Origin of the sequence: Rhizobium sp. BT03, assembly GCF_030053155.1 — a bacterium.
GTDB lineage: Bacteria > Pseudomonadota > Alphaproteobacteria > Rhizobiales > Rhizobiaceae > Rhizobium.
Map to the genome: position 1 here is coordinate 3,713,409 of NZ_CP125640.1, position 18,763 is coordinate 3,732,171.

The 18,763-nt window shown below is 61.9% G+C and carries 27 protein-coding genes; 14 read left to right on the forward strand and 13 right to left on the reverse strand.

Annotated elements, in window-relative coordinates:
• Nucleotides 1-121 precede the first annotated feature (121 nt).
• Both QMO80_RS18020 and QMO80_RS18025 read right to left on the reverse strand, forming a co-directional pair.
• Nucleotides 122-916 carry a response regulator gene (locus tag QMO80_RS18020; RefSeq protein ID WP_003581798.1) on the reverse strand — a complete coding sequence of 265 codons (795 nt, stop codon included), beginning with the start codon at nt 914-916 and terminating at the stop codon, nt 122-124.
• Nucleotides 917-940: 24 nt separating this feature from the next.
• Nucleotides 941-1,183 (reverse strand): hypothetical protein, encoded by a 243-nt coding sequence (locus QMO80_RS18025; protein WP_131711332.1) that lies wholly within the window; start codon nt 1,181-1,183, stop codon nt 941-943.
• On the opposite strand from QMO80_RS18025, the gene QMO80_RS18030 reads away from it, so the two are divergent.
• Together QMO80_RS18030 and QMO80_RS18035 are read left to right on the forward strand one after the other, a co-directional pair.
• Nucleotides 1,170-1,376, forward strand: a complete 207-nt coding sequence (locus QMO80_RS18030) for a NepR family anti-sigma factor (RefSeq protein WP_097629193.1) — start codon at nt 1,170-1,172, stop codon at nt 1,374-1,376. The two genes, QMO80_RS18025 and QMO80_RS18030, sit on opposite strands and share 14 nt — an antisense overlap.
• Before the next feature lie 10 nt (nt 1,377-1,386).
• Nucleotides 1,387-1,944: an RNA polymerase sigma factor gene (locus tag QMO80_RS18035; protein ID WP_003565924.1), complete on the forward strand. Its 558-nt coding sequence runs from the start codon at nt 1,387-1,389 to the stop codon at nt 1,942-1,944.
• A gap of 609 nt (nt 1,945-2,553) precedes the next feature.
• Here QMO80_RS18035 and QMO80_RS18040 read toward each other — a convergent pair.
• From QMO80_RS18040 to hemP, 7 genes are all read right to left on the reverse strand, one after another.
• Complete coding sequence (locus QMO80_RS18040; RefSeq protein WP_283197742.1) at nt 2,554-2,952, reverse strand: hypothetical protein; 399 nt, start codon at nt 2,950-2,952, stop codon at nt 2,554-2,556.
• A gap of 9 nt (nt 2,953-2,961) precedes the next feature.
• Nucleotides 2,962-3,306 carry a YqjD family protein gene (locus QMO80_RS18045; RefSeq protein ID WP_010067268.1) on the reverse strand — a complete coding sequence of 115 codons (345 nt, stop codon included), beginning with the start codon at nt 3,304-3,306 and terminating at the stop codon, nt 2,962-2,964.
• A gap of 149 nt (nt 3,307-3,455) precedes the next feature.
• Nucleotides 3,456-4,250, reverse strand: a complete 795-nt coding sequence (locus QMO80_RS18050; protein WP_283200219.1) for a heme ABC transporter ATP-binding protein — start codon at nt 4,248-4,250, stop codon at nt 3,456-3,458.
• Nucleotides 4,251-4,270: 20 nt separating this feature from the next.
• Complete coding sequence (locus QMO80_RS18055; protein ID WP_283197743.1) at nt 4,271-5,383, reverse strand: iron ABC transporter permease; 1,113 nt, start codon at nt 5,381-5,383, stop codon at nt 4,271-4,273.
• Nucleotides 5,384-5,385: 2 nt separating this feature from the next.
• Nucleotides 5,386-6,315 carry a hemin ABC transporter substrate-binding protein gene (locus QMO80_RS18060; RefSeq protein ID WP_283197744.1) on the reverse strand — a complete coding sequence of 310 codons (930 nt, stop codon included), beginning with the start codon at nt 6,313-6,315 and terminating at the stop codon, nt 5,386-5,388.
• A gap of 11 nt (nt 6,316-6,326) precedes the next feature.
• Nucleotides 6,327-7,376, reverse strand: a complete 1,050-nt coding sequence (locus tag QMO80_RS18065; protein WP_283197745.1) for a hemin-degrading factor — start codon at nt 7,374-7,376, stop codon at nt 6,327-6,329.
• An 18-nt stretch (nt 7,377-7,394) separates the two neighbouring features.
• On the reverse strand, nt 7,395-7,577 hold the full coding sequence (hemP, locus tag QMO80_RS18070) for a hemin uptake protein HemP (RefSeq protein ID WP_283197746.1): 183 nt from the start codon (nt 7,575-7,577) through the stop codon (nt 7,395-7,397).
• Nucleotides 7,578-7,753: 176 nt separating this feature from the next.
• Between hemP and QMO80_RS18075 the strand changes: the two genes are divergently transcribed.
• From QMO80_RS18075 to QMO80_RS18095, 5 genes are all read left to right on the forward strand, one after another.
• Nucleotides 7,754-8,179, forward strand: coding sequence for a hypothetical protein (locus QMO80_RS18075; RefSeq protein ID WP_184697204.1), 426 nt, complete (start codon nt 7,754-7,756; stop codon nt 8,177-8,179).
• Nucleotides 8,180-8,236: 57 nt separating this feature from the next.
• Nucleotides 8,237-9,559 (forward strand): cell envelope integrity protein TolA, encoded by a 1,323-nt coding sequence (locus QMO80_RS18080; RefSeq protein WP_283197747.1) that lies wholly within the window; start codon nt 8,237-8,239, stop codon nt 9,557-9,559.
• Between the two features lie 108 nt (nt 9,560-9,667).
• Nucleotides 9,668-10,075, forward strand: coding sequence for a DUF2325 domain-containing protein (locus QMO80_RS18085; RefSeq protein ID WP_049731622.1), 408 nt, complete (start codon nt 9,668-9,670; stop codon nt 10,073-10,075).
• Nucleotides 10,072-10,344, forward strand: a complete 273-nt coding sequence (locus tag QMO80_RS18090) for a hypothetical protein (protein ID WP_283197748.1) — start codon at nt 10,072-10,074, stop codon at nt 10,342-10,344. The genes QMO80_RS18085 and QMO80_RS18090 overlap by 4 nt, the downstream gene beginning before the upstream one ends.
• A 9-nt stretch (nt 10,345-10,353) precedes the next feature.
• The gene (locus QMO80_RS18095; protein ID WP_283197749.1) at nt 10,354-10,668 is read left to right on the forward strand and encodes an antibiotic biosynthesis monooxygenase; all 315 of its coding nucleotides are present in this window, start codon (nt 10,354-10,356) and stop codon (nt 10,666-10,668) included.
• Nucleotides 10,669-10,844: 176 nt separating this feature from the next.
• Here the strand turns inward: QMO80_RS18095 and QMO80_RS18100 are convergent, their stop codons facing one another.
• Nucleotides 10,845-11,216, reverse strand: a complete 372-nt coding sequence (locus QMO80_RS18100; RefSeq protein WP_283197750.1) for a DUF423 domain-containing protein — start codon at nt 11,214-11,216, stop codon at nt 10,845-10,847.
• 2 nt (nt 11,217-11,218) lie between these two features.
• Complete coding sequence (locus QMO80_RS18105) at nt 11,219-11,608, reverse strand: group II truncated hemoglobin (RefSeq protein ID WP_283197751.1); 390 nt, start codon at nt 11,606-11,608, stop codon at nt 11,219-11,221.
• 166 nt (nt 11,609-11,774) lie between these two features.
• On the opposite strand from QMO80_RS18105, the gene QMO80_RS18110 reads away from it, so the two are divergent.
• The 7 genes from QMO80_RS18110 (at nt 11,775) to QMO80_RS18140 (ending at nt 17,109) form a co-directional block, all read left to right on the forward strand.
• Nucleotides 11,775-12,338 (forward strand): TetR/AcrR family transcriptional regulator, encoded by a 564-nt coding sequence (locus QMO80_RS18110; protein ID WP_283197752.1) that lies wholly within the window; start codon nt 11,775-11,777, stop codon nt 12,336-12,338.
• 17 nt (nt 12,339-12,355) lie between these two features.
• Complete coding sequence (locus tag QMO80_RS18115; protein ID WP_049731616.1) at nt 12,356-12,697, forward strand: multidrug efflux SMR transporter; 342 nt, start codon at nt 12,356-12,358, stop codon at nt 12,695-12,697.
• Nucleotides 12,698-12,882: 185 nt separating this feature from the next.
• Complete coding sequence (locus tag QMO80_RS18120) at nt 12,883-13,668, forward strand: ThuA domain-containing protein (protein WP_283197753.1); 786 nt, start codon at nt 12,883-12,885, stop codon at nt 13,666-13,668.
• Nucleotides 13,669-13,677: 9 nt separating this feature from the next.
• Nucleotides 13,678-14,721, forward strand: coding sequence for a Gfo/Idh/MocA family protein (locus QMO80_RS18125; RefSeq protein WP_283197754.1), 1,044 nt, complete (start codon nt 13,678-13,680; stop codon nt 14,719-14,721).
• 29 nt (nt 14,722-14,750) lie between these two features.
• Nucleotides 14,751-15,188, forward strand: coding sequence for an EamA family transporter (locus QMO80_RS18130; protein ID WP_283197755.1), 438 nt, complete (start codon nt 14,751-14,753; stop codon nt 15,186-15,188).
• Nucleotides 15,189-15,273: 85 nt separating this feature from the next.
• Entirely contained in the window at nt 15,274-16,806 is a 1,533-nt protein-coding gene (locus QMO80_RS18135) for a winged helix-turn-helix domain-containing tetratricopeptide repeat protein (RefSeq protein ID WP_283197756.1), read from the forward strand.
• Nucleotides 16,807-16,905: 99 nt separating this feature from the next.
• The gene (locus QMO80_RS18140) at nt 16,906-17,109 is read left to right on the forward strand and encodes a hypothetical protein (RefSeq protein ID WP_283197757.1); all 204 of its coding nucleotides are present in this window, start codon (nt 16,906-16,908) and stop codon (nt 17,107-17,109) included.
• Between the two features lie 12 nt (nt 17,110-17,121).
• Here QMO80_RS18140 and QMO80_RS18145 read toward each other — a convergent pair whose 3' ends face one another.
• Nucleotides 17,122-17,517 (reverse strand): DUF1236 domain-containing protein, encoded by a 396-nt coding sequence (locus tag QMO80_RS18145; protein WP_003542187.1) that lies wholly within the window; start codon nt 17,515-17,517, stop codon nt 17,122-17,124.
• 132 nt (nt 17,518-17,649) lie between these two features.
• Entirely contained in the window at nt 17,650-18,762 is a 1,113-nt protein-coding gene (locus QMO80_RS18150; RefSeq protein ID WP_283197758.1) for an ABC transporter permease, read from the reverse strand.
• Between the last annotated feature and the right edge of the window lies 1 nt (nt 18,763).

The window sequence follows — 18,763 nt, forward strand, 5'->3', positions numbered from 1 at the left end:
GAGACGCCGCCCGTCAACTTTAGAACAAAGCGCTGCAAAAACCGTTAAAGCAGCGGAGCGTCCCGGTAGCACCGGAACGTCTGCTTTGGCGATTTGGTTCCGAAGGCCGGAAAATTGCGTCTCAGGCGGCCACTCTGGTCGATTCGTTGAAGAAAAGAGCTTGGCTGATCAACGCCTTGACCATGTCTGGGTTGAACGGCTTGGTAACAAGGAAAGTCGGTTCCGGGCGCTCGCCGGTCAGAAGCCTTTCCGGGAAGGCGGTAATGAAGATCACCGGCACGCTCGAGGTCTTGAGAATGTCGTTGACGGCGTCGATGCCGGAGCTGCCGTCGGCCAGTTGGATGTCGGCCAGCACCATGCTCGGTTTGGTCTTGTTGTAGAGCGCCACTGCCTCGGCATGGGTGCGGGCAATGCCGGTGACGCGATGGCCGAGGCTTTCGACCATTTGCTCGATATCCATGGCGATCAGCGGTTCGTCCTCGATGATCATGATGTCGGTCGCGACCTGACGGGAAATCTCCTGCGAGGCCATGTCGAGCAGACGCATGACGTCCTGTTCGTCGAGTTCCAGGATTTCGCCGATCTCGGCAACGCGAAAATTCTCCACGGAGGCAAGCAGGAAGGCCTGACGGGCGCCCGGCGAAACCTTCGAAAGGTTCAAGGTGGCGCGCTGTTCCCAGGCATAGGGAGAGGTCGGCTCCGGAATCTGGACGGCGGTGGAACCAAACAATTGTGTAAACAGTTTGTAGAGTGCCACCCGGTCATTCGCCGTATCCGGGAAAATGGTGAGATCGGCGATGATAGCTTCGAGAACGGCGGCGACATAAGCGTCGCCCGAAGTCTGAGTGCCGGTAAGGGCGCGGGAATAGCGGCGCAGATAAGGCAGGTGCGGCGCAATTCGAGTGGAAAGTGTCATTAAGGGCTCCCGTATGCAGGCCGGTCATTGGCTCCAATGACCGATTAACGCCGCCTTGATAAAAAAGTTCCGGAACGGCAGGAACTTTTTTTGTCGCGCCGCATTATCAAGCCGACGAAGAAAGGGCGTAGCGTTTTGACCCATCCAGCAAAATATGCCAGCGACATCGACAAGCGAAGGCTCGGTGTCGATGGTTGAAATCGCGATCAGCCCCGTGCGCGCCCCAACAGACAACCGGCGAGAAGACGAATTGATGACGACACGCAAGAAAGATGCAGCCGATCAGCGCAAGCTGGAGCTGCGGGCAAGCGATATCCTGGACCCGAACAATCAGATCGGCGTCAGGCTGCGGTCGCTCTATGCCTCCGCGCAGGAGGAGGCGATTCCCGATCGTTTCCTCGACCTTCTCGAAAAGCTTGACCATGCCGAAATGATGGCTTCTGCCAAGATGGCCGAATAGGATCATGCGCATGGAAGATAAAGCGCAACCCAGCTTCAAGCGGGAACTGCTGGCGGCCCTCCCAAGTCTCCGCGCCTTCGCCATTTCGCTGATCGGGCGGCATGATCGTGCCGATGATCTCGTCCAGGACACCATCATGAAGGCCTGGGCCAAGCAGGATCATTTCGAGATGGGCACCAATATGAAGGCTTGGCTCTTCACGATCCTGCGTAACGAACTCTATAGCCAGATGCGCAAGAGCGGCCGCGAGATCCAGGACAGCGACGGGCTGTTCACGGAATCGATGGCGATGCACCCCTCGCAATACGGCGCCCTCGATCTGCAGGACTTCAAGAAGGCGCTCGACCAGCTGCCGCCGGATCAGCGCGAGGCGATCATCCTCGTCGGTGCCTCGGGTTTTTCCTACGAGGAAGCGGCCGAAATCTGCGGCTGCGCCGTCGGCACCATCAAGAGCCGCGTCAACCGCGCCCGCCAGCGGCTGCAGGAACTGCTGCAGATTTCAGGCGAAGCCGATTTCGGCCCCGACGCCACCTCGGCGCCGCTGACGTCAAAGGCGTTTGCGTTTTAAGGAGTGATTGAGAAGCCGGTTGCCCTGTTGCTGTGCGACCCGGGCGTTGCGTAGGAATGGCCGCCTTCAATGGGCGATCGCCATTCGGGCACCACCTCTCCTCCCTCATTCCTGTGCTCGTCACAGGAATCCAGTGAGCCCAAGTCCTTGGGCGCGAAAGACTTTTTTCGGTGATCAATTCATTCACGGCGCGGACGCTCCTTTGCTGGATCCCTGTTGCGAGCACAGGAATGAGGGAGGATGGGCTGACCGTCCTTGCCTATTTTTTCACTGGCGCACGAGGAGGAGTACCGGCGTTCATGAGCAGTTCTCCACGAACTGTTAAACCGCATACAACGTGGCATAGCCAATACCCACTCGAGATAAAACTCTCCCGAGGGGCTGGCAATCGGACTGTAGAGCAGCTATCCGGCTCTGGCCTGCCCCAGACTCCTCCGGCTTGATGCTCAACGGCCGAAGCATGAGTGGACTTCGCGCGCCGCTCCGGACACCAGGAAACTGAAGGCTGGAGAGATGGGATGAACCGTTAAAGCATCCATCCCATACCAATTGAGTGGTCTTCTCCCTGGTTTTGGCAAAGGGGTCAGGGTGGACGCCTTGTCCCAGCCATCAATCCTCCCGCTTCGTCCCCACCAGATTGGCGGCGACGATCGCCGCCAGCACACCGGCGGTCAGCAGCGGCTGGGCGCGGACGAGGCCGAGGCCCACTGTCGCCAGAGATTCCAGTGCCGCGCGGCGTTCGCGGGCGCGGCGCTTCTCCTGGGCATTCATCACCGCCATCACCACCAGTGCAATGATGGCGATCAGCAGCGCGCAGGCGGCGAGGAAGAGAGCAGCGCCGACCGGGCCGTAGATGCCGGCGAGCCAGATGGCGCCGGCGGTGACGGCCAGCGCGTAGGCGGTGAGGAGAAAAAGTGCGGCAAGCGCGATGAAGATGCTATTGCGCTTGGCGCGCGCAACGGTCCGGTGCACGCTTGCGCCCGTCAGCAGGCTGAGGATCGACAGCATCGCGCTTCCTCAGCGGCGGGCGAGGAAGGCGATGGCCAGGCCGAAAACGGCTGCGGCGCCGATGGTTGCCAGCGGATGTTTGCGCACGGTTTCGCGCATTTCCGTCGTGCCGCGTTCATAGCCGTGCTGCAATTCGCGCAGCAGATCCTCGCTGCGGCCGAGCAATTCCTCATAACCGGCGCCGGCCTGGCTGCGGATTTTCTCGCTTTGGTGACGCGAGCTCTTGCCGACGAGGCGCGTCAGTTCCGCGAGGTCGTCGCGCAACGCCTCGATCTGCTCCTCGATGCCGGATTCCAGATTGTGGAAGGTGCCGTTGCGGCGGCTGCGGCCGGACTGGAAGATTGAATAGCTCATGGCTGTCTCCATTGGCTGGGGCGCGCGCAAGCCCGCCTATTTCGCACTGGGGTCACCACCGTCCGTTGCATAAGAGATATCGCCCGGCATTGACCCAGATCACTGCCGAAAACGTGCCGGGCGGTCAAAAGTTCCGCCGCATACGGCGGTTAGCGCTCGGAAATGGCGCTGTGGGCGAGCACGAAGGGCGTGCCGTCGGCCGGCACCTGGTTGATCCGCAGCGCGCAGCCGAAAACCGACAGCATCGTTTCATCCGTCAACACGTCACCGATGCTGCCGGCGGCGGCGAGGCGGCCGGATTTCATCAGCACGATGCGGTCGGCAAAGAGCGCCGTCAGGTTGAGATCATGCATGACGGCGATGACGCCGCCGCCGCGTTCGCAGAAATTGCGGGCAAGCGTCATGATCGTCAGCTGGTGGCTGATGTCGAGGCTCGAGACCGGCTCGTCGAGCAGCAGCCAGCAGGGTTTGCCGTCGACGACGGGCTCGGCGATCTGGCAGAGCACGCGGGCAAGCTGAACGCGCTGCTGCTCGCCGCCGGAGAGTTCCTGATAGAAACGGCCTTCGAAGCCGGTCAGGTCGACCGATGCAAGTGCTGCCGCCGCCGTCTGCTCGGCCTTGTCGGGATCGAGGTTGACGCCCGATGTCAGGCCCATGCGGACGATCTCGCGCACGGTGAAGGGAAAGGAGATGGTGCTTGCCTGCGGCAGCACGCCGCGAAGGGCGGCAAGGCGCCAGGGCTTCAGCTCTTTCACCTCGTCGCCGCCGATGCGCACCGAGCCACCATAAGCAAGCTCGCCTGAGATGGCTTTCATCGTCGTCGTCTTGCCGGAGCCGTTCGGCCCGGCAATCGCCGTCAGCTCGCCGGCCTTTGCCGTGAAGGCGACCTCGTTGATGATCGATTTGCCGGAAAGGCGCACGGAAAGGCCGGAAACTTCGATCATCTCGTCACTCACGACAGCACTCACAGGGCAAGGCGCGAACGCTGCCTCAGCAGAATCCACAGGAAGAACGGCCCGCCGACCGCCGCGGTGATAATGCCGATCGGCAGCTCGGCCGGGGCGACCAGGGTGCGGGCCAGGACATCGGCGGAGATCAGCAGAGAGCCGCCGAGAAGGGCTGCGGCCGGCAGCAGGAAACGATGGTCCGGGCCGATCGCCATGCGCAGGATATGCGGCACGACGATGCCGACGAAACCAATGCCGCCGCTGGCGGCGACGGATGCGCCGGTCGCCGCGGCGACGCCGACGACAGCGACATTCTTCAGCCGCTGCACCGGTACGCCCATATGAAAGGCGGCGGCCTCGCCAAGCGTGATGGCATTGAGGCCGCGCGCCATGAAGGGCAGGGCGGTGAAGGACAGGAGAATGATCGGGCTGGCGGCGGCGATCTTCGTCCATGTGGCGCCGGCCAGCGAGCCCATGCTCCAGAATGTCAGGTCGCGCAGCTGCTGGTCGTTGGCCATGTAGATCAGCAGACCCGTCATCGCCAGGGCAAGCGCGCTGAGAGCGATGCCGGCCAGCAGCATCGTTGCCACCGAGGTCTGACCCTGGCGGGTGGCGATCCTGTAAAGCAGCAGCGTTGTGACGAGACCGCCGCCAAAGGCGGCCGCCGGCAGGGCATAGATGCCGAGGAGCGCCTGAAGCGGCGCCGCAAGGCTGCCGCCGAGCACGATCATGGTGACGGCGCCGAGGCTTGCACCGGAGGAGACGCCGACAAGGCCGGGATCGGCCAGCGGATTGCGGAACAGGCCCTGCATCACCGTGCCGGAAACCGCCAGGGAGGCGCCGATCAGGAAGCCGAGGATCGCTCTCGGCAGGCGGATGTCGAAGATGATGATCCGGTCGCGCGTGCTGAGCGCCGTCTCGGAGCCGGCCATGTTGCCGATAACGTCGAGGATCGAGGCATCCGAGGCGCCCGTCGTCACCGAAAACAGCATCGAGAAGACCGAGCCGATGGCGAGCAGCGCGATGACCAGCAAGGCGAGCCGCGTTCTGTCGCCCGCCTGCCGGTTTACGCGGATCTCCGCCATCGGGAATGGTCGCCTTCGTTCCATCATGGCTTGCGGCAGGGCCATGATCAGCCCCCGTAGATCGCCGCGTTGAGCTCACGCGCGGCGGCTGCGGTGCGCGGGCCGAAGCCGAGCAGGTAGATGCCGTCCATGCGGATGATCGCCTTCTTCTCGCCAGCCGGTGTCAGCGCGATCGCCGGCTGGGCCAGCAGGTCCTCGTTCTTGGTGCCGGCGCCGTCGCCGCGGTTCATCATCAGGATGATGTCGGGCTTGGCTTCGATGATCGCCTCGTCCGTCAGCGGCTTGTAACCCGGGAATGCGCCGACGGCGTTGATGGCGCCGGCGAGCTTGACGATGCCGTCGGCCGCCGTGCCGGTGCCCGATGCCATGATCCGGCCGTTCTGGGCGCTGAGGATGAAGAGAACGCGCTTGCGCTCGGCCTGCGGACGCTTTTCGGCCTCAGTGATCGCCGCGTCGAGATCGGACGCCACTTTTTGTTCAAGCGCCTTCGCCTTGTCGGGCACGCCGAGCAGCGTGCCCACACGGTCGATCTTGGCGATGATGCCGTCGCGGGTAAAGGGGCTCGGCACAGTCTCGAAGGGCACGCTGGCATTCTTCAGGACGGCCAGCGCCTCCTTCGGGCCCGAACCCTCGACGGCGATGATCGCCGTCGGGTTCATGGCAAGGATACCTTCCGGCGAGAGCGCCCGCATGTAGCCGACGTTGGGCAGCTTCAGCGCCGCCTCGGGGTAGATGCTCGTCGTGTCGCGGGCGATCAGCCGGCTTTCCTCGCCGAGCGCATAGACGATCTCGGTGATATCGCCGCCGACCGAAACCAGGCGCGACGTGTCGAGCTTCTTGTCCTCGGCATGGGCGGCGCGGACGAAGGCGAAGCCTTTGACCGCCGGTGCCGACGGGATCAGCGGCAGCGCCATGACGGCCGCCGTCAGGGCCAGCTGCCAAGGGCGAATCCCTCGCAGATTGTTACGCATGGTCATCGTTGCGATCCTTATGCGGCGACACTTGCTGCCCTCGGCAGATTTTCCATGATCTCGCGCCACTCGGCGCGTTCGTCGGAACCTTCCTTCCGCTTGCCGAAGAACTGGATGATCATCTCGCCTTGCGTATTGTAAGCCTCCAGCGAAGTAACGTGGCCGTCCTTGGTCGGCTTGCGCACGGCCCAGGTCTCGGCGATGTGATCCTGGCGCAGATGCAGATGGAAGGTCGGGTCCATGATATTGATCCAGGGACCCATGGCCTGGACGTTGAAGATCGGGCCGGAATGGATCTGGACGATGCCGTCATTGGCGACGAAGCACATGATCGGCAGGCCGGATTTCACCGAGGCATGCATCATCTCCGCCGTGGCGCTGTTGTCGAGCTTCCAGGCATAGTCGTCGCCGACGCTGCGCACGGCCGCCTGGCGGCCGATCTTCAGGCGCTTGAGCATGCCGAAGAACTCGTGGGTGTCGGTGAGCCTGCTCCAGTTGTCGCGCAGCTCGTCGCGGCTGACGTCGGCGGGTTCGTCGACGATATTTGCGGTCTCGGTCTCGACGAAGTCCTGCGACTGGTCTTCCAGCTTCAACGCGGCGACCATCGCATGATAGGCCTCGACATTCGAATTCGGGCGCAGGTGCACCTTGTGCACGGCGGTACCCGCCTTGTCGAAATATTGCAGGCTGAGGCGCACCTGGTCGCCATCCGTCTTGGATACGGCGAAGCCGTGTTCCCAACGGCTCGGGAAGATGCGCAGGTCGATATTCTCACCGAGAACGATGGCGGCCTGCGCGCCGCTTTTGATGTTTTCGAAGATGCCGATCTTTTCGTGCACGGCACTTTCATTGCGCGACAGCGCCATCACTTCGCCGAGGCTCGCCACGCGTTCGAGAAACTTCAGCGCGCTGCCATCGATGCGGGTGACGCTGATGCCGGTTTCGGCGGCGACGAGGGCTGCCTCGGAAATCTTCAGCTGGGCGGCGATATCGCGCTCGCGCAGCTTCGGGTTTTCGGCGCGAAACGCACGGATTTCGGCTGGCGCCGGTCTTGTCTGTTCGGTCATGTGTTACCTACTATTGGCCTACTTATTGAGAATGAGCTTGCCCTGGCGGGTGATCTTCAGGCGATAGATCACGCCGTCGTGTCTGATCATGATCTCGTTCGTGCCGCGGAAAAGATCCGCGCTTTCGACGATCCGGTGCTGCGCCGCGGGTTCGCTCGGCAGCGGCACGTGCTTAAAATTATCTGGCTTTTCAACCATCATTTCGGTTGGCAATTCCGTGAGGCCGGGGATCGGCGCCCCGGTTGTGATGACATTTATCTTGACTTTCTTACTCATAGTTTTTTAAAGACGCAATAGGAGACTAATACGGTCAAGTTTTCGAAATTGCTGATACGAGCTGCCTGCCGGCGGCGCGCGACGATGACGGAGAAGGTTTTATGACAGGTAGGTTTGCGGCTGTTGCGGCCGGCATGGCGATGACGTTTTCAAGCGTATGTCAGGCGCAGGAGGCGGCACCGGCAACCTCCCTCGATGTCGAACTCAATGCGCTGGCGCCCTCGCAGAAGGGCTGCATGATGACCTTCGTGGCGCTGAACCAGCTGCCCGCCGCCATCAACAAGGTCTCCTTCGAGCTTGCCTTCTTCAACGACAAGAATGCCGTCGACCGCATCACCGTGCTCGATTTCCGCGATCTGCCGCAGGGCAAGAAGCGGGTGCGCCAGTTCGATATGCCGAATGTCAAATGCGAGAGCGTGACGCGCATCCTCATCAACGACACGCCTGTTTGTGACGGGCCGGCGGCGGGCGAATGCATGAAGGGTCTCGTCACCCGCTCGCAGATTTCTGTTCCCTTCGAGGGCTAAGATAACGCCGGGGATGAACCCCGGCGGACATGTTTCAGGCTGTCCGAGGCGTAACTAATGGCGATTTCAGCGAAGTCCAGATCGAGACAGGTGCTCATCGGGGAGACGGACGCCGATAGCAGCCTGAACGACAATGTTCCGGGCGTCCATCCCGGCCACGAGCTTTCCGAATTGCGCAACGCGCAGCGGCAGCCGGCCGGCGAAACGGTGATCCATTACACGCGCTTTGCGCAGATATCCTCCTTTCCCGACCATCCGGAAACAGCGCCGGCCGCTCCGCTCTCTGCGCCGCCGATGGATGCGGCGGTGGAAAAGCAGGATGACGAGAAGAAGCCGATGCGGCGACGGTTGACGCTGAGTTGTGTCGGCTCGTTCTTTTTTCATACCGCGTTGGTCGTCACCTTGCTTGCGGTTATGCCCAAACCCTCGGATGAGACGCTGATGGAGGCAGGCGAAGCGATCAGCGTCGTCATGCTCGGGAGTTCCGACGCCGATCAGAGCGCAGCCGGCGAGACCGAGGTGACTATACAGGAAGAAGTCGTTCCCGAAGCGGTTGAACCCGACACGGTCAGGCCAGTCGAGACCGCAGAATTACAGCCGGAGGCTGTCCAGCCGACTGACGCGGAGCCTGTCGAAGCTGTTCAGCCCACGCAGGAGGTTACACGTCAGTCGGCTGAGACGGTGACAACCGCAGAACCGGAAGTCCTCGTATCGGAAAGCCCCGCGGAAACTTCAGTCGCACAGCCGATGTCAGCAATAGTGCCGGAGCAATCCCCGGAGATGCCGATAACATCCGCGGAGCCACCCATCGCAGCCGCGATGCAAGCCGAGCCGGAAGAGATCAAACCTGTTGAGACGGCCGCAATTTCTCCGGAGCCTGAGCCGCCGGCAGAGATCGTCATGCCTATGCCAAAACCAAAGTCGGAAAAACTGGTTGAAAAGAAGCCGGTGGAGAAAAAGCAACCTCCGAAGAAGGCGCAGGGTTCCGAGGGGGATGCCAAACAGGAGGCGCGCAGGGGCGCCGCCGATGGGCAGGCGGACGCAAACTCCGACAATAATTCACGCACCTCGGGCGGAAGGATTGGAACTGGGGGTGCCTCCGAAGCCAATTACAAAGGCAAGCTCGTCTCGCGACTGTTTCGTTGCGTTGACCGGATTGAATCGCGGTATCGTCGCGAGTCGGCGTCCCTGAATGTTCGCATCACGATCAACCGCAATGGAAATATCACCGCGTCGGGCCTGGTCCGAGGTTCGGGGTTGGCCGAGGTGGATAGCGCCGTTATTTCCCGGATCGCTTCTTGCAACCTTCCCGCTATGCCGGATGACTGGGCTGGATCCTCGCGCTCGTACACTTTTCCAGTCCAGGTCACTGCCCGATAAATATGATAAAAATAATCAACTTTATACTTTACTCTAAAAATCAAGTTTAATAAGGTCCACCCGCACACGCAGGAATCGTGTGACGATCAACGAGTGAACGGGTGGTATATGGCTCGCAAGGGCAAGAAGGGATCGAACCGGGAGGTCCGCGATGTCGCGGGCGAGGGTGTTGCTCAGGCATCCGCCGGGCGATCCAAACTGGATGGCCGCAGTTTCCTGTATGTCGGCGGCCGCGACTGCCAGGTGGCGCATCTTCGCCAGATCGCCAGCAATTTCGGTGCCGAACTCATTCATCACGACGGCGGCCTGCGCGAGGCGGTGTCCCGCATCGACACTGTGCTGCCTTCGGTCGACTGCGTCTTCTGCCCGATCGACTGTATCAGCCACGATGCCTGCCTGCGCGTGAAGACCGGCTGCAAAAAGTTCGGCAAGGCCTTCATCCCGCTTCGCAACGGCAGCAAGTCCAGCCTGGAGCGCGCGCTGAATACGATGAACGAGCGAGACAATACCCGATGAACGATCAGCGTCCCGACGGTTTCACCATGATCGGCCTGCACAAGCTTGCCGCGCAGACGGGCGAGGGCCTCGTGCCCGAGCTCTACGAAGTTTTCCGGCAGCATGCCGAGCGCCAGGAGGTCTACCAGAACGTGGCGCTGTTTCCGACCTGGGAGGCGCGCATGCCCGGAGAAGCGACGGCGAAACCGCTTGGCCCGGCGGCGGCAAACGGCAATAATGTTCTCGCCTTTCCCTCGTATGCGGCAAGGGCCGGTAAGAGGAAGGCGTAAGGAGATCGCATGTATATCGCAATGAACCGCTTCAAGGTCGCAGTCGGGAACGAAGGTGATTTCGAGACAGTCTGGCGCAATCGCGATTCCAGCCTGGCCGAAGTGCCCGGTTTCGTCGAATTCCGCCTGCTGCGCGGCAAGGCCAGCGAAGAGGAGGGCTACACGCTCTATTCCTCGCACACAGTCTGGACGAGCGAAGCGGATTTCCAGAACTGGACGAAGTCCGAGAATTTTCGCGCGGCGCACCGCAATGCCGGCGACCGCAAGGCCATGTACAAGGGCCCGCCTGTTTTCGAAGGCTTCAACGTCATCGAGGGCATATAACTGGGTTCGTGCGATTTTGCAGGGGGAAGGCGAGGCATTCCTCTCCTCCCTCATTCCTGTGCTTGTCACAGGAATGAGGGAGGAGAGGTAGGGCTTCCCGACAGCCGCCCAATTTGCGGATGGCTACTCTGATGTGGCCCATCCTCAGAACCGGGAAGTCAAGCTTCCCAACTTCCTCAACGCCGTTCGCGCAAGACGGCGCCGGCGGCAACGGCCAACCACCCCAGCATCATCGCCCAGCCACCGGTGGGGGCGGCATAGGAGAAGAGGCCGGCGCCGGTGAAACGCAGGGTCATGAGGTCGCCGGCAAAGAGCAGCGTTCCGACAATCATGAGCAAACCGGCCAGCCAGGCGGTTTTGAGCTTGGCAGTGCCAAGAGCCAATGCCAGCAGCGCAGGAGCGTGCGCGAGGCACATGGCGGATGCGGATGCCGCCAGGTTGGCTTCGCCGCCGCCATGAGCGGCAAGTGCAGCAAGAGCCACGCCGGCGACGCCGAACAGGCCGGCAAAAAGATAGAGCACTGGCTCCAGACGCGCATTCGGGCTCATGGTCATTCCTTGTTCTGCATGTGATAGGCGAGCCGCTCAACCGGCGCCCAGATGAGATCGCGCAGCGCCTGGCTTGATATCGTCTCGTCGAGGGCGCGGCGGAAGCAGAACAGCCACTCGTCGCGCTCGATGGGGCCGATCTCGGCGACGAAATGGCGGCTGCGCAGGCGCGGATGGCCGCGTTTGTCGGTATAGAGCGGCGGGCCGCCGAGATAGCCGCTCATATATTCGTAGAATTTCTCTTCGCTGCCGTGAAGGCTCGGCGGGTGCACGGCGCGCACGTGGCGTGCCTCCGGCAGCCTGTCCATCAGCTCGTAAAAGCGGTGCGTCAGCGCCCGCACGACAGGATCGCCGCCGATCGCTTCATATAGAGTGGTGACCTTCTCGCTCACGAAACCATCCCAGATGTCATCCCCGTCTGCCGACCTTCATGCACCGGGGGTGAAATGATCGCAACTGTCATCAAGCTGCCGCGGCATTTCGCGCATAATGCCGGCACCGCAAGGGTTTCAACCGATTCTTCTTGACAAAACCGTCCGGACGGTATCTTTTAATTGCATGTCGAACGCTCATCATCGCAAGAAACAGCCTGTCCTCGTGCGCCAGCAGTTGCTGGATGTCGCGGCGCGCCTTGCTGCCAGCGAAGGCATGGCCGCGGTCACGCTCGATGCGGTGTCCGCCGCCTCCAGCGTCAGCAAGGGCGGGCTGCTGCATCACTTTCCGACGAAGAATGCGCTGCTTGACGCCCTGTTCGAGAGCCTGCTCGAAAAGTTCGACGCCGATATAGAGGAACTGATGCGTGGCGATCCGCTGCCGCAGGGCCGTTTTACCCGCGCCTATGTGATGGCCGTATCCGGTCTCAAGGATCGTCCCGACGATTCCAGGAGCTGGACGCAGGTGACGATCGCGCTTCTTGCCGAACCCCGGCTGCGCCTTCGCTGGCGCCAATGGGTGCAGGCGCGGGCGGAAGAATATGTCGGCACCGATTCGTCCCTCGACGCGCAGCTCGTGCGTTTCGCCGCCGATGGGCTGTGGTTTGCAGATACGCTGGAAAGCCACGATATCGACGGCGTTCTGAGGCGGGACCTCATCGACCGCCTTGTCGAACTGACCGGGAAATAATCCGAAGGAATTTCGCCATGAGCCAGGCTGCCGTCTACGGGCTGTTGTTTGCCGCCATCGTGCTCGAGGTCATCGGCACGACCGCGCTGCAGCTGTCGCAGCAGTTCACCCGTATCGGGCCGACGGTGCTCGTCGTCGCCTGTTATGCGGCCGCCTTCTATTGCCTGTCGCTGACGCTGAAAAGCATTCCTGTCGGCATCGCCTATGCAATTTGGAGCGCTTTGGGAATCGTGCTGATTTCCTCGGTCGGTCTGGTCTTCTTCAAGCAGCGTCTCGATCTGCCGGCGATTGTCGGGCTCGGGCTGATCATTTCAGGCGTTGTCGTCGTCAATCTCTTCTCGAAATCAATTTCCCATTGATATTGCTGTGATATTTCTAGACGGATTTTCGATCTTCGGCGGGTAAATTTTCCCCTTTGTCAAATTCCTGACAAAGGTCTATGTGTTGCTGAGATGTGGAGGAGACAAGGCGCAGCCAGCGCGGTTTTCCAAAGCGCTTTGAATCTCCCGCCTATCGATACTTCCAGTTTCTACAGGAGCACATCATGGCCATTCGCACCGTCGTCTGGGGAGAGAATATCCACGAGACCACCAATGCGATCGTCCGCGGCATCTATCCCGAAGGCATGCACACGACGATCGCCGATGCGCTGAATGCCGATCCTGCCATCTCGGCGACGACGGCGACGCTGCAGGAGCCGGAACATGGTCTGAGCGAAGCCCGCCTCGCCGAGACCGACGTCTTGACCTGGTGGGGCCACAAGGATCATGGCGCGGTCTCCGACGTCGTCGTCGAGCGGGTCGCCAGGCGCGTCTGGGAAGGCATGGGCCTGCTGGTGCTGCATTCCGGCCATTTCTCCAAGATCTTCAAGCGGCTGATGGGCACGCCCTGCGCGCTGAAATGGCGCGAGGCGGGCGAGCGCGAGCGGCTGTGGACGATCAACCAGCGCCACCCGATCGCCGCCGGCATCGGCGAGCATTTCGAGCTCGAGAACGAGGAAATGTACGGCGAGCAGTTCTCGGTGCCGGAGCCGCTTGAAACGGTGTTCATCTCCTGGTTCCAGGGCGGCGAGGTGTTCCGCTCGGGCCTGACCTGGCGGCGCGGCGCCGGCAACATCTTCTATTTCCGCCCCGGCCACGAGACCTATCCGACCTATCATGACGCCACCATCCAGAAGGTGCTGATCAACGGCGTCAAGTGGGCCTATAACCCTGAAGCAGCGTTGACTGGTATTACCGACGCTCCAAATGTGCCGGTAGAAAAGGCACTGGAGCCGATCGTCGAACGCGGCCCGAAACTGCACCAGGCCGGCGAAGCCGGTTACCGCTGAGGAGCATCCATGCGACTACTCGTTCTTGGCACGGGCGTGATGGCGAAGAACCAGCTCGCCCGCTTCTCCCTCATCGACGGCGTGACGGTCGTCGGCGCCGTCGACACCGATCCCGAGCGGCTTTCGGCCTTCGCCGACAAGTTCAACATCGAAAAGCGGTTTCTTTCGCTGGAAGAGGCGATCGCCTGGGGTGAATTCGATGCGGCGACGAACGTCACGCCCGACCGCATTCATCACCCGACGACCATGGCGCTGATTGCGGCTGGCAAACATGTGTTCTGCGAAAAGCCGCTGGCGGAGAACTATGCGAAGGCGCTTGAAATGACGGAGGCGGCTGAGAAGGCCGGCGTCATCAACATGGTGAACCTGACCTATCGCAATGTCGCGCCGTTGCAGCGCGCCCGCGAGATGGTGCTATCAGGCGAGCTCGGCACGATCCGGCATGTGGAAGCCTCCTATCTCCAGAGCTGGCTGGTATCGCGGGCCTGGGGCGATTGGCGCACGGAATCGACCTGGCTGTGGCGGCTTTCCACCGGCCACGGCTCGAACGGCGTACTTGGCGATGTCGGCATCCATATCCTCGATTTCGCCGCCTACGGCGCAGCGACCGACATCGACCACGTCTTTGCACGATTGAAGACCTTCAATAAGGCGCCGGGCGGACAGATCGGCGAATATATGCTGGATGCCAATGACAGCTTCACCATGTCCGTCGATTTCGCCAATGGCGCGCTCGGCGTCATCCATGCCAGCCGCTGGGCGACAGGTCATCTGAACGAGCTGAAGCTGCGCATCTACGGCGAAAAAGGTAGCCTTGAGGTCATCCATCGTCCCAACGGTTCCGAGCTGCATGGCTGCCTCGGCGAGGGTGTCGAAACCGCCACCTGGACGCAGATCGAGGTCGAACCGGTGGCGACCAATTACGAGCGTTTTGCCGAGGCCGTGGCCAGCGGCGTCCAGCCCGACCCTAACTTCCGCCACGCCGCCAACCTGCAGAAGGTGCTGGACCTCGCCATGGTAACCGAGCGCGAGCGGCGCGAGCTGAAGGTCTGATCTGCCTTAGCATAGAGGTGCAACGCCGCATGAAAAGCCTTCTGATAAGCTGGCCGCTTTGGGCGCTTCTTTCCGCCGGCTTTGCAGCGCTCACGGCGATTTTCGCCAAGGTCGGCGTCGAGAACGTCAATTCCGACTTCGCGACCTTCATTCGCACCGTGGTCATCCTGCTGGCGGCGGCGATGATGGTCTCCATATCGGGCAACTGGCAGGCGCCGTCTTCGGTGTCGAGCAGGAGTTGGCTCTTCCTGGTGCTCTCGGGTCTTGCCACCGGCGCGTCGTGGATTTGCTATTTCCGCGCTCTGAAGCTCGGAGATGCTGCCCGCGTCGCCCCGATCGACAAGCTATCCGTCATGTTCGTGGCCGCCTTTGCCGTGCTGTTCCTGGGCGAACGCCTGACGCTGCCAAACTGGCTCGGCGTCGTGATGATTGCGGGAGGAGCCGTGCTCGTCGCTTACCGGGCATGAAGCCGCGGATCGAGCCTTACGATCATAAATTCGTCGGTGCGTTGAGCCGCTTTCAGTTTGCGATATTTTCGCGTTATGCTTCCACATGGGCAGTTCATCGCTCTCCTTTGGTCCGTTCCTTTGCGATCTCGTGACAGGCAGCCTGTGGCGGGAGGGTAAGTCCGTCACGATAGGGCCACGGCCAGTCGCGCTGCTCGGTCTGCTGCTGGAGGCCGAAGGCCGTGTCGTTACCAAGGCTGAACTGATGGAGCGGGCCTGGCCGGGGCTTGCCGTCGAGGAAGGCAATCTCACGGTTCAGATTGCCACGCTCCGGAAGCTCCTCGGTGCGAGGCCCGACGGCACGGACTGGATCGTCACCGTTCCGAGGGTCGGTTATCGCCTGCCGCGCCAGGACGGTGCCGGGATGGCGCCAATGGCGCCACAGCCGCCATCCCTCGTGGTTCTTCCCTTCGCCAATCTCGGCGGTGATGCCGACCAGGACTATTTTGCCGATGGCGTGGTGACGGAGATCATCACGGCCCTTGCGCGCTTCCGCTCCTTTTCGGTCGTCTCGCGCTATTCCGCCTTCGTCTACAAGGGGCGCAGCGTCGATGTGCGCGAGGTGGCGAGGGAACTGGGGGTCCGCTACGTGCTCGAAGGCAGCGTCCGGCGGGAAGGCGCGCAGGTGCGTATCAACGTACAATTGGTTGATGGCGTGACAGCGGCCAATCTCTGGGCCGATCAATTCGAAGATGGCATCAGCGGCATCTTCACCTTCCAGGACCATATTACCGAACACGTCGCTTCGATTGTCGAACCGGCAATCGAAATCGCCGAAATCCGGAGATCGCGGCGCGATCGGCCGAACAGTCCGGCGGTCTATGATCTCTATCTGCGGGCGCTTGCGGCGATCACCGACGAGTCGATCGAAAGCAATGCCGTCGCCTACGCGCTGTTGCGTGAGGCCCTTGCCATGGAGCCGGAAAATGCGTTGATCCTGTCCCTTGCCGCCTGGACGCTCGAACATCGCACCACCATGGGCTGGCCGCCGCTCGGAGAGGACGACAAGGCGGAATGCCTCAGGCTTGCACGCCGCGGCCTCCAGCATTCGGCCGGCGATCCCCGAGTGATGGTCCATTGCGGCATGGCGCTGCTGCAGACGGGCAAGGATTATGACGGCGGCATGGCCGTGCTGGAGGCCGCCGCCGCTGCCAATCCCAATGATCTTCGCGTGGCTGCCTGTTCGGGCATCGCGGCTCTGCACTGCGGTGATGTCGATGACGCACTCGAGCGTCTGCACCGCGCCATCAGGCTGGGGCCGCGCGATCCGGATGCGCGTTTTTCGCTGACCGGCATCGCGATGGCCGAAATCTTCCGCGGCAACTACGAGACGGCGGTCTCCTTTGCGGCGCGCTCGCTGGCGCTCAATGCGCATTTCGACCCGACCTACTGGATGCTGATCGCCGCACATGCGCATCTCGGCAATATGGTCGACGCCCAGCAATATCTGCAAGCGCTGGAGGCGATCGCACCCGGTGTGACGCTCGAGAAAATTCAGGCCGGTCAGCCGGCCAAGAATCCTCAGCGCTTTTCGCCGGTGTTGGAAGGGCTGGCACGCGCCGGAATGCGGGCGCGCTGACACGCATTTGGAAGTTTTAGCAGCTTTTAATCCGGTCTTTAAAGACCCAAACCCGCCGTTTCGGCCAGGCTGGTCCATCAACCGATGGAGGATCGGCCCATGCTTTCCAGCATGCATATTCTGTCCCTTAAACAGGGCAGGCTTTACGGCGACCGCATCCCGATAGAGGCACTGCCGCAAGGCTTTACTTTGCCGCGACGGCTCGTTGCGCTGATCGGCAGATGGCGCAAACACACGAAAAAAGACCCCGCCGAAGCGGGGCCGGAGGTTGCCGAGCCGCAGCAGGCGGCACCGGCGATCTGAATGTTCTTGGACTTACTCGATGACCTGCACCACGCGGTGAGTACGGGGTTCGACGATCACATGTTGATTGTTGATGACCGTATAGGCGTATTTCGGATTGTCAGGCACCGGTGTGACGACAACATCGGCCGGAAGCGGCTTGCCGACGACGATCGGCTCCTGGACGACCACCGAGGCGGTCGGGGCCGGCTGCTGCTGGACGTAGGTGACGACCTCGCGCGGCGGCGGATCGACAACGGCGCCGGCGACACCGCCGGCCACGCCGCCAATGGCGGCACCCACCGGGCCACCGACGATCGCGCCGGTGATCGCGCCGCCGGCTGCGCCGGTCACGGCGCCATCAGCGAGGGCATTGGTTGCAAGTGACGACAGCGCAAGGGCGCTGGAGACAAGTAGAATCTTGTACATTTTGCTTCTCCTTTGCTGGGGTTGCGTTTGGGTAACGACCACGCCAATCCGAGGTTCCGGCAGGAGAGAGTCACGCTTTGGAAGGCCGGTTCACATTCTGTGAGGCGGCCGAAGCCGTCCACCGCGGTTGGATTATTCCAGTCGCCGGCGGAAGAGCCAGGCGGCGGCGCTGAGTGTGACGGCGGCGATCAATGCCAGCGGGATCGTCTGGTGGACCACCTCGCTCAGGGGGATATCCTTGAGGAAAACGCCTTTGACGATCACCAGGAAATAACGCAGCGGGTTGATGAAGGTTATCGGCTGGAGCCAGCCCGGCATGTTCTCGATCGGCGTCGCGAAGCCCGAAAGCAGCATGGCCGGGACCATGAACAGGAAGGCGCCGAGGATCGCCTGCTGCTGCGTCATCGACAGCGCCGAAATGAAGAGGCCGAGCCCGGCGACCGAGCCGAGATAGAAGATCGCGCTGCCGTAAAGCAGGAAGAGCGAGCCGCGCAGCGGCACCTCGAACAGGAAGACGGCGGCGAGGATATAGACTGTGATGTGGAAGAGGCCGATCATCATCGGCGGGATCAGCTTGCCGATCAGGATTTCGTGCAGGCGCAGCGGCGAGACCATCAGCTGGTCGAAGGTGCCGAGCTCGCGCTCGCGGGCGATCGACAGAGCCGTGACGATCAGGCCGATCAGGAGCGCAATGCTGGCGATCAGGTTCGGCACCATGAACCATTGGTAGGTGAGGTTCGGGTTGAACCAGTTGCGCGACACCGATGAGACGGTGCCGGCGCCGGCGCGTTTGCCTGCCGGTGTTTCGGCGGCAAGGGCTCCGCCGATCTGGGAGAGGTAGCCGGCGACGATCTGCGAGGCGTTGGAGCGGCGGCCGTCGAGCACCACCTGGAGATCAACAGGTGTTCCCGCCTCGATGTTGCGCGAAAAATCCGGACCGATCTCGATCGCCGCGATCACGGTCTGGTTGTCGATCGCGACCCGGACTTCGCCCTGATCTGTGGCGAATTCGATGTTGCGAAAGGTCGGCGAACCGTCGATGCGCTCGATCAGTTCCTGGCCCCAGTGGCCGCTGTCGCGGTTAAGGATCATGACGTCGACATTGCGGACTTCCAATGTCGCGGCATAGGAGAAGACGAGAAGCTGGACAATCGGCGGGCCGATCAGGATGGCGCGGCCCTTGGGGTCGCGCAGCACGGCGAGCAGTTCCTTGACGATGAGGGCGTAAAGCCTTGTCCATCCCATC

What these genes read in the sequence shown, in the direction of transcription:
- QMO80_RS18020 (WP_003581798.1), bottom strand. Translation starts at nt 916, where the DNA reads ATGACACTTTCCACTCGAATTGCGCCGCACCTGCCTTATCTGCGCCGC.
- QMO80_RS18030 (WP_097629193.1), top strand. Translation starts at nt 1,170, where the DNA reads ATGACGACACGCAAGAAAGATGCAGCCGATCAGCGCAAGCTGGAGCTG.
- QMO80_RS18035 (WP_003565924.1), top strand. Translation starts at nt 1,387, where the DNA reads ATGGAAGATAAAGCGCAACCCAGCTTCAAGCGGGAACTGCTGGCGGCC.
- QMO80_RS18040 (WP_283197742.1), bottom strand. Translation starts at nt 2,952, where the DNA reads ATGCTGTCGATCCTCAGCCTGCTGACGGGCGCAAGCGTGCACCGGACC.
- QMO80_RS18045 (WP_010067268.1), bottom strand. Translation starts at nt 3,306, where the DNA reads ATGAGCTATTCAATCTTCCAGTCCGGCCGCAGCCGCCGCAACGGCACC.
- QMO80_RS18050 (WP_283200219.1), bottom strand. Translation starts at nt 4,250, where the DNA reads ATGATCGAAGTTTCCGGCCTTTCCGTGCGCCTTTCCGGCAAATCGATC.
- QMO80_RS18055 (WP_283197743.1), bottom strand. Translation starts at nt 5,383, where the DNA reads ATGGCCCTGCCGCAAGCCATGATGGAACGAAGGCGACCATTCCCGATG.
- QMO80_RS18060 (WP_283197744.1), bottom strand. Translation starts at nt 6,315, where the DNA reads ATGACCATGCGTAACAATCTGCGAGGGATTCGCCCTTGGCAGCTGGCC.
- QMO80_RS18065 (WP_283197745.1), bottom strand. Translation starts at nt 7,376, where the DNA reads ATGACCGAACAGACAAGACCGGCGCCAGCCGAAATCCGTGCGTTTCGC.
- hemP (WP_283197746.1), bottom strand. Translation starts at nt 7,577, where the DNA reads ATGATGGTTGAAAAGCCAGATAATTTTAAGCACGTGCCGCTGCCGAGC.
- QMO80_RS18075 (WP_184697204.1), top strand. Translation starts at nt 7,754, where the DNA reads ATGACAGGTAGGTTTGCGGCTGTTGCGGCCGGCATGGCGATGACGTTT.
- QMO80_RS18080 (WP_283197747.1), top strand. Translation starts at nt 8,237, where the DNA reads ATGGCGATTTCAGCGAAGTCCAGATCGAGACAGGTGCTCATCGGGGAG.
- QMO80_RS18085 (WP_049731622.1), top strand. Translation starts at nt 9,668, where the DNA reads ATGGCTCGCAAGGGCAAGAAGGGATCGAACCGGGAGGTCCGCGATGTC.
- QMO80_RS18090 (WP_283197748.1), top strand. Translation starts at nt 10,072, where the DNA reads ATGAACGATCAGCGTCCCGACGGTTTCACCATGATCGGCCTGCACAAG.
- QMO80_RS18095 (WP_283197749.1), top strand. Translation starts at nt 10,354, where the DNA reads ATGTATATCGCAATGAACCGCTTCAAGGTCGCAGTCGGGAACGAAGGT.
- QMO80_RS18100 (WP_283197750.1), bottom strand. Translation starts at nt 11,216, where the DNA reads ATGAGCCCGAATGCGCGTCTGGAGCCAGTGCTCTATCTTTTTGCCGGC.
- QMO80_RS18110 (WP_283197752.1), top strand. Translation starts at nt 11,775, where the DNA reads ATGTCGAACGCTCATCATCGCAAGAAACAGCCTGTCCTCGTGCGCCAG.
- QMO80_RS18115 (WP_049731616.1), top strand. Translation starts at nt 12,356, where the DNA reads ATGAGCCAGGCTGCCGTCTACGGGCTGTTGTTTGCCGCCATCGTGCTC.
- QMO80_RS18120 (WP_283197753.1), top strand. Translation starts at nt 12,883, where the DNA reads ATGGCCATTCGCACCGTCGTCTGGGGAGAGAATATCCACGAGACCACC.
- QMO80_RS18125 (WP_283197754.1), top strand. Translation starts at nt 13,678, where the DNA reads ATGCGACTACTCGTTCTTGGCACGGGCGTGATGGCGAAGAACCAGCTC.
- QMO80_RS18130 (WP_283197755.1), top strand. Translation starts at nt 14,751, where the DNA reads ATGAAAAGCCTTCTGATAAGCTGGCCGCTTTGGGCGCTTCTTTCCGCC.
- QMO80_RS18135 (WP_283197756.1), top strand. Translation starts at nt 15,274, where the DNA reads ATGGGCAGTTCATCGCTCTCCTTTGGTCCGTTCCTTTGCGATCTCGTG.
- QMO80_RS18140 (WP_283197757.1), top strand. Translation starts at nt 16,906, where the DNA reads ATGCTTTCCAGCATGCATATTCTGTCCCTTAAACAGGGCAGGCTTTAC.
- QMO80_RS18145 (WP_003542187.1), bottom strand. Translation starts at nt 17,517, where the DNA reads ATGTACAAGATTCTACTTGTCTCCAGCGCCCTTGCGCTGTCGTCACTT.
- QMO80_RS18150 (WP_283197758.1), bottom strand. Translation starts at nt 18,762, where the DNA reads ATGGGATGGACAAGGCTTTACGCCCTCATCGTCAAGGAACTGCTCGCC.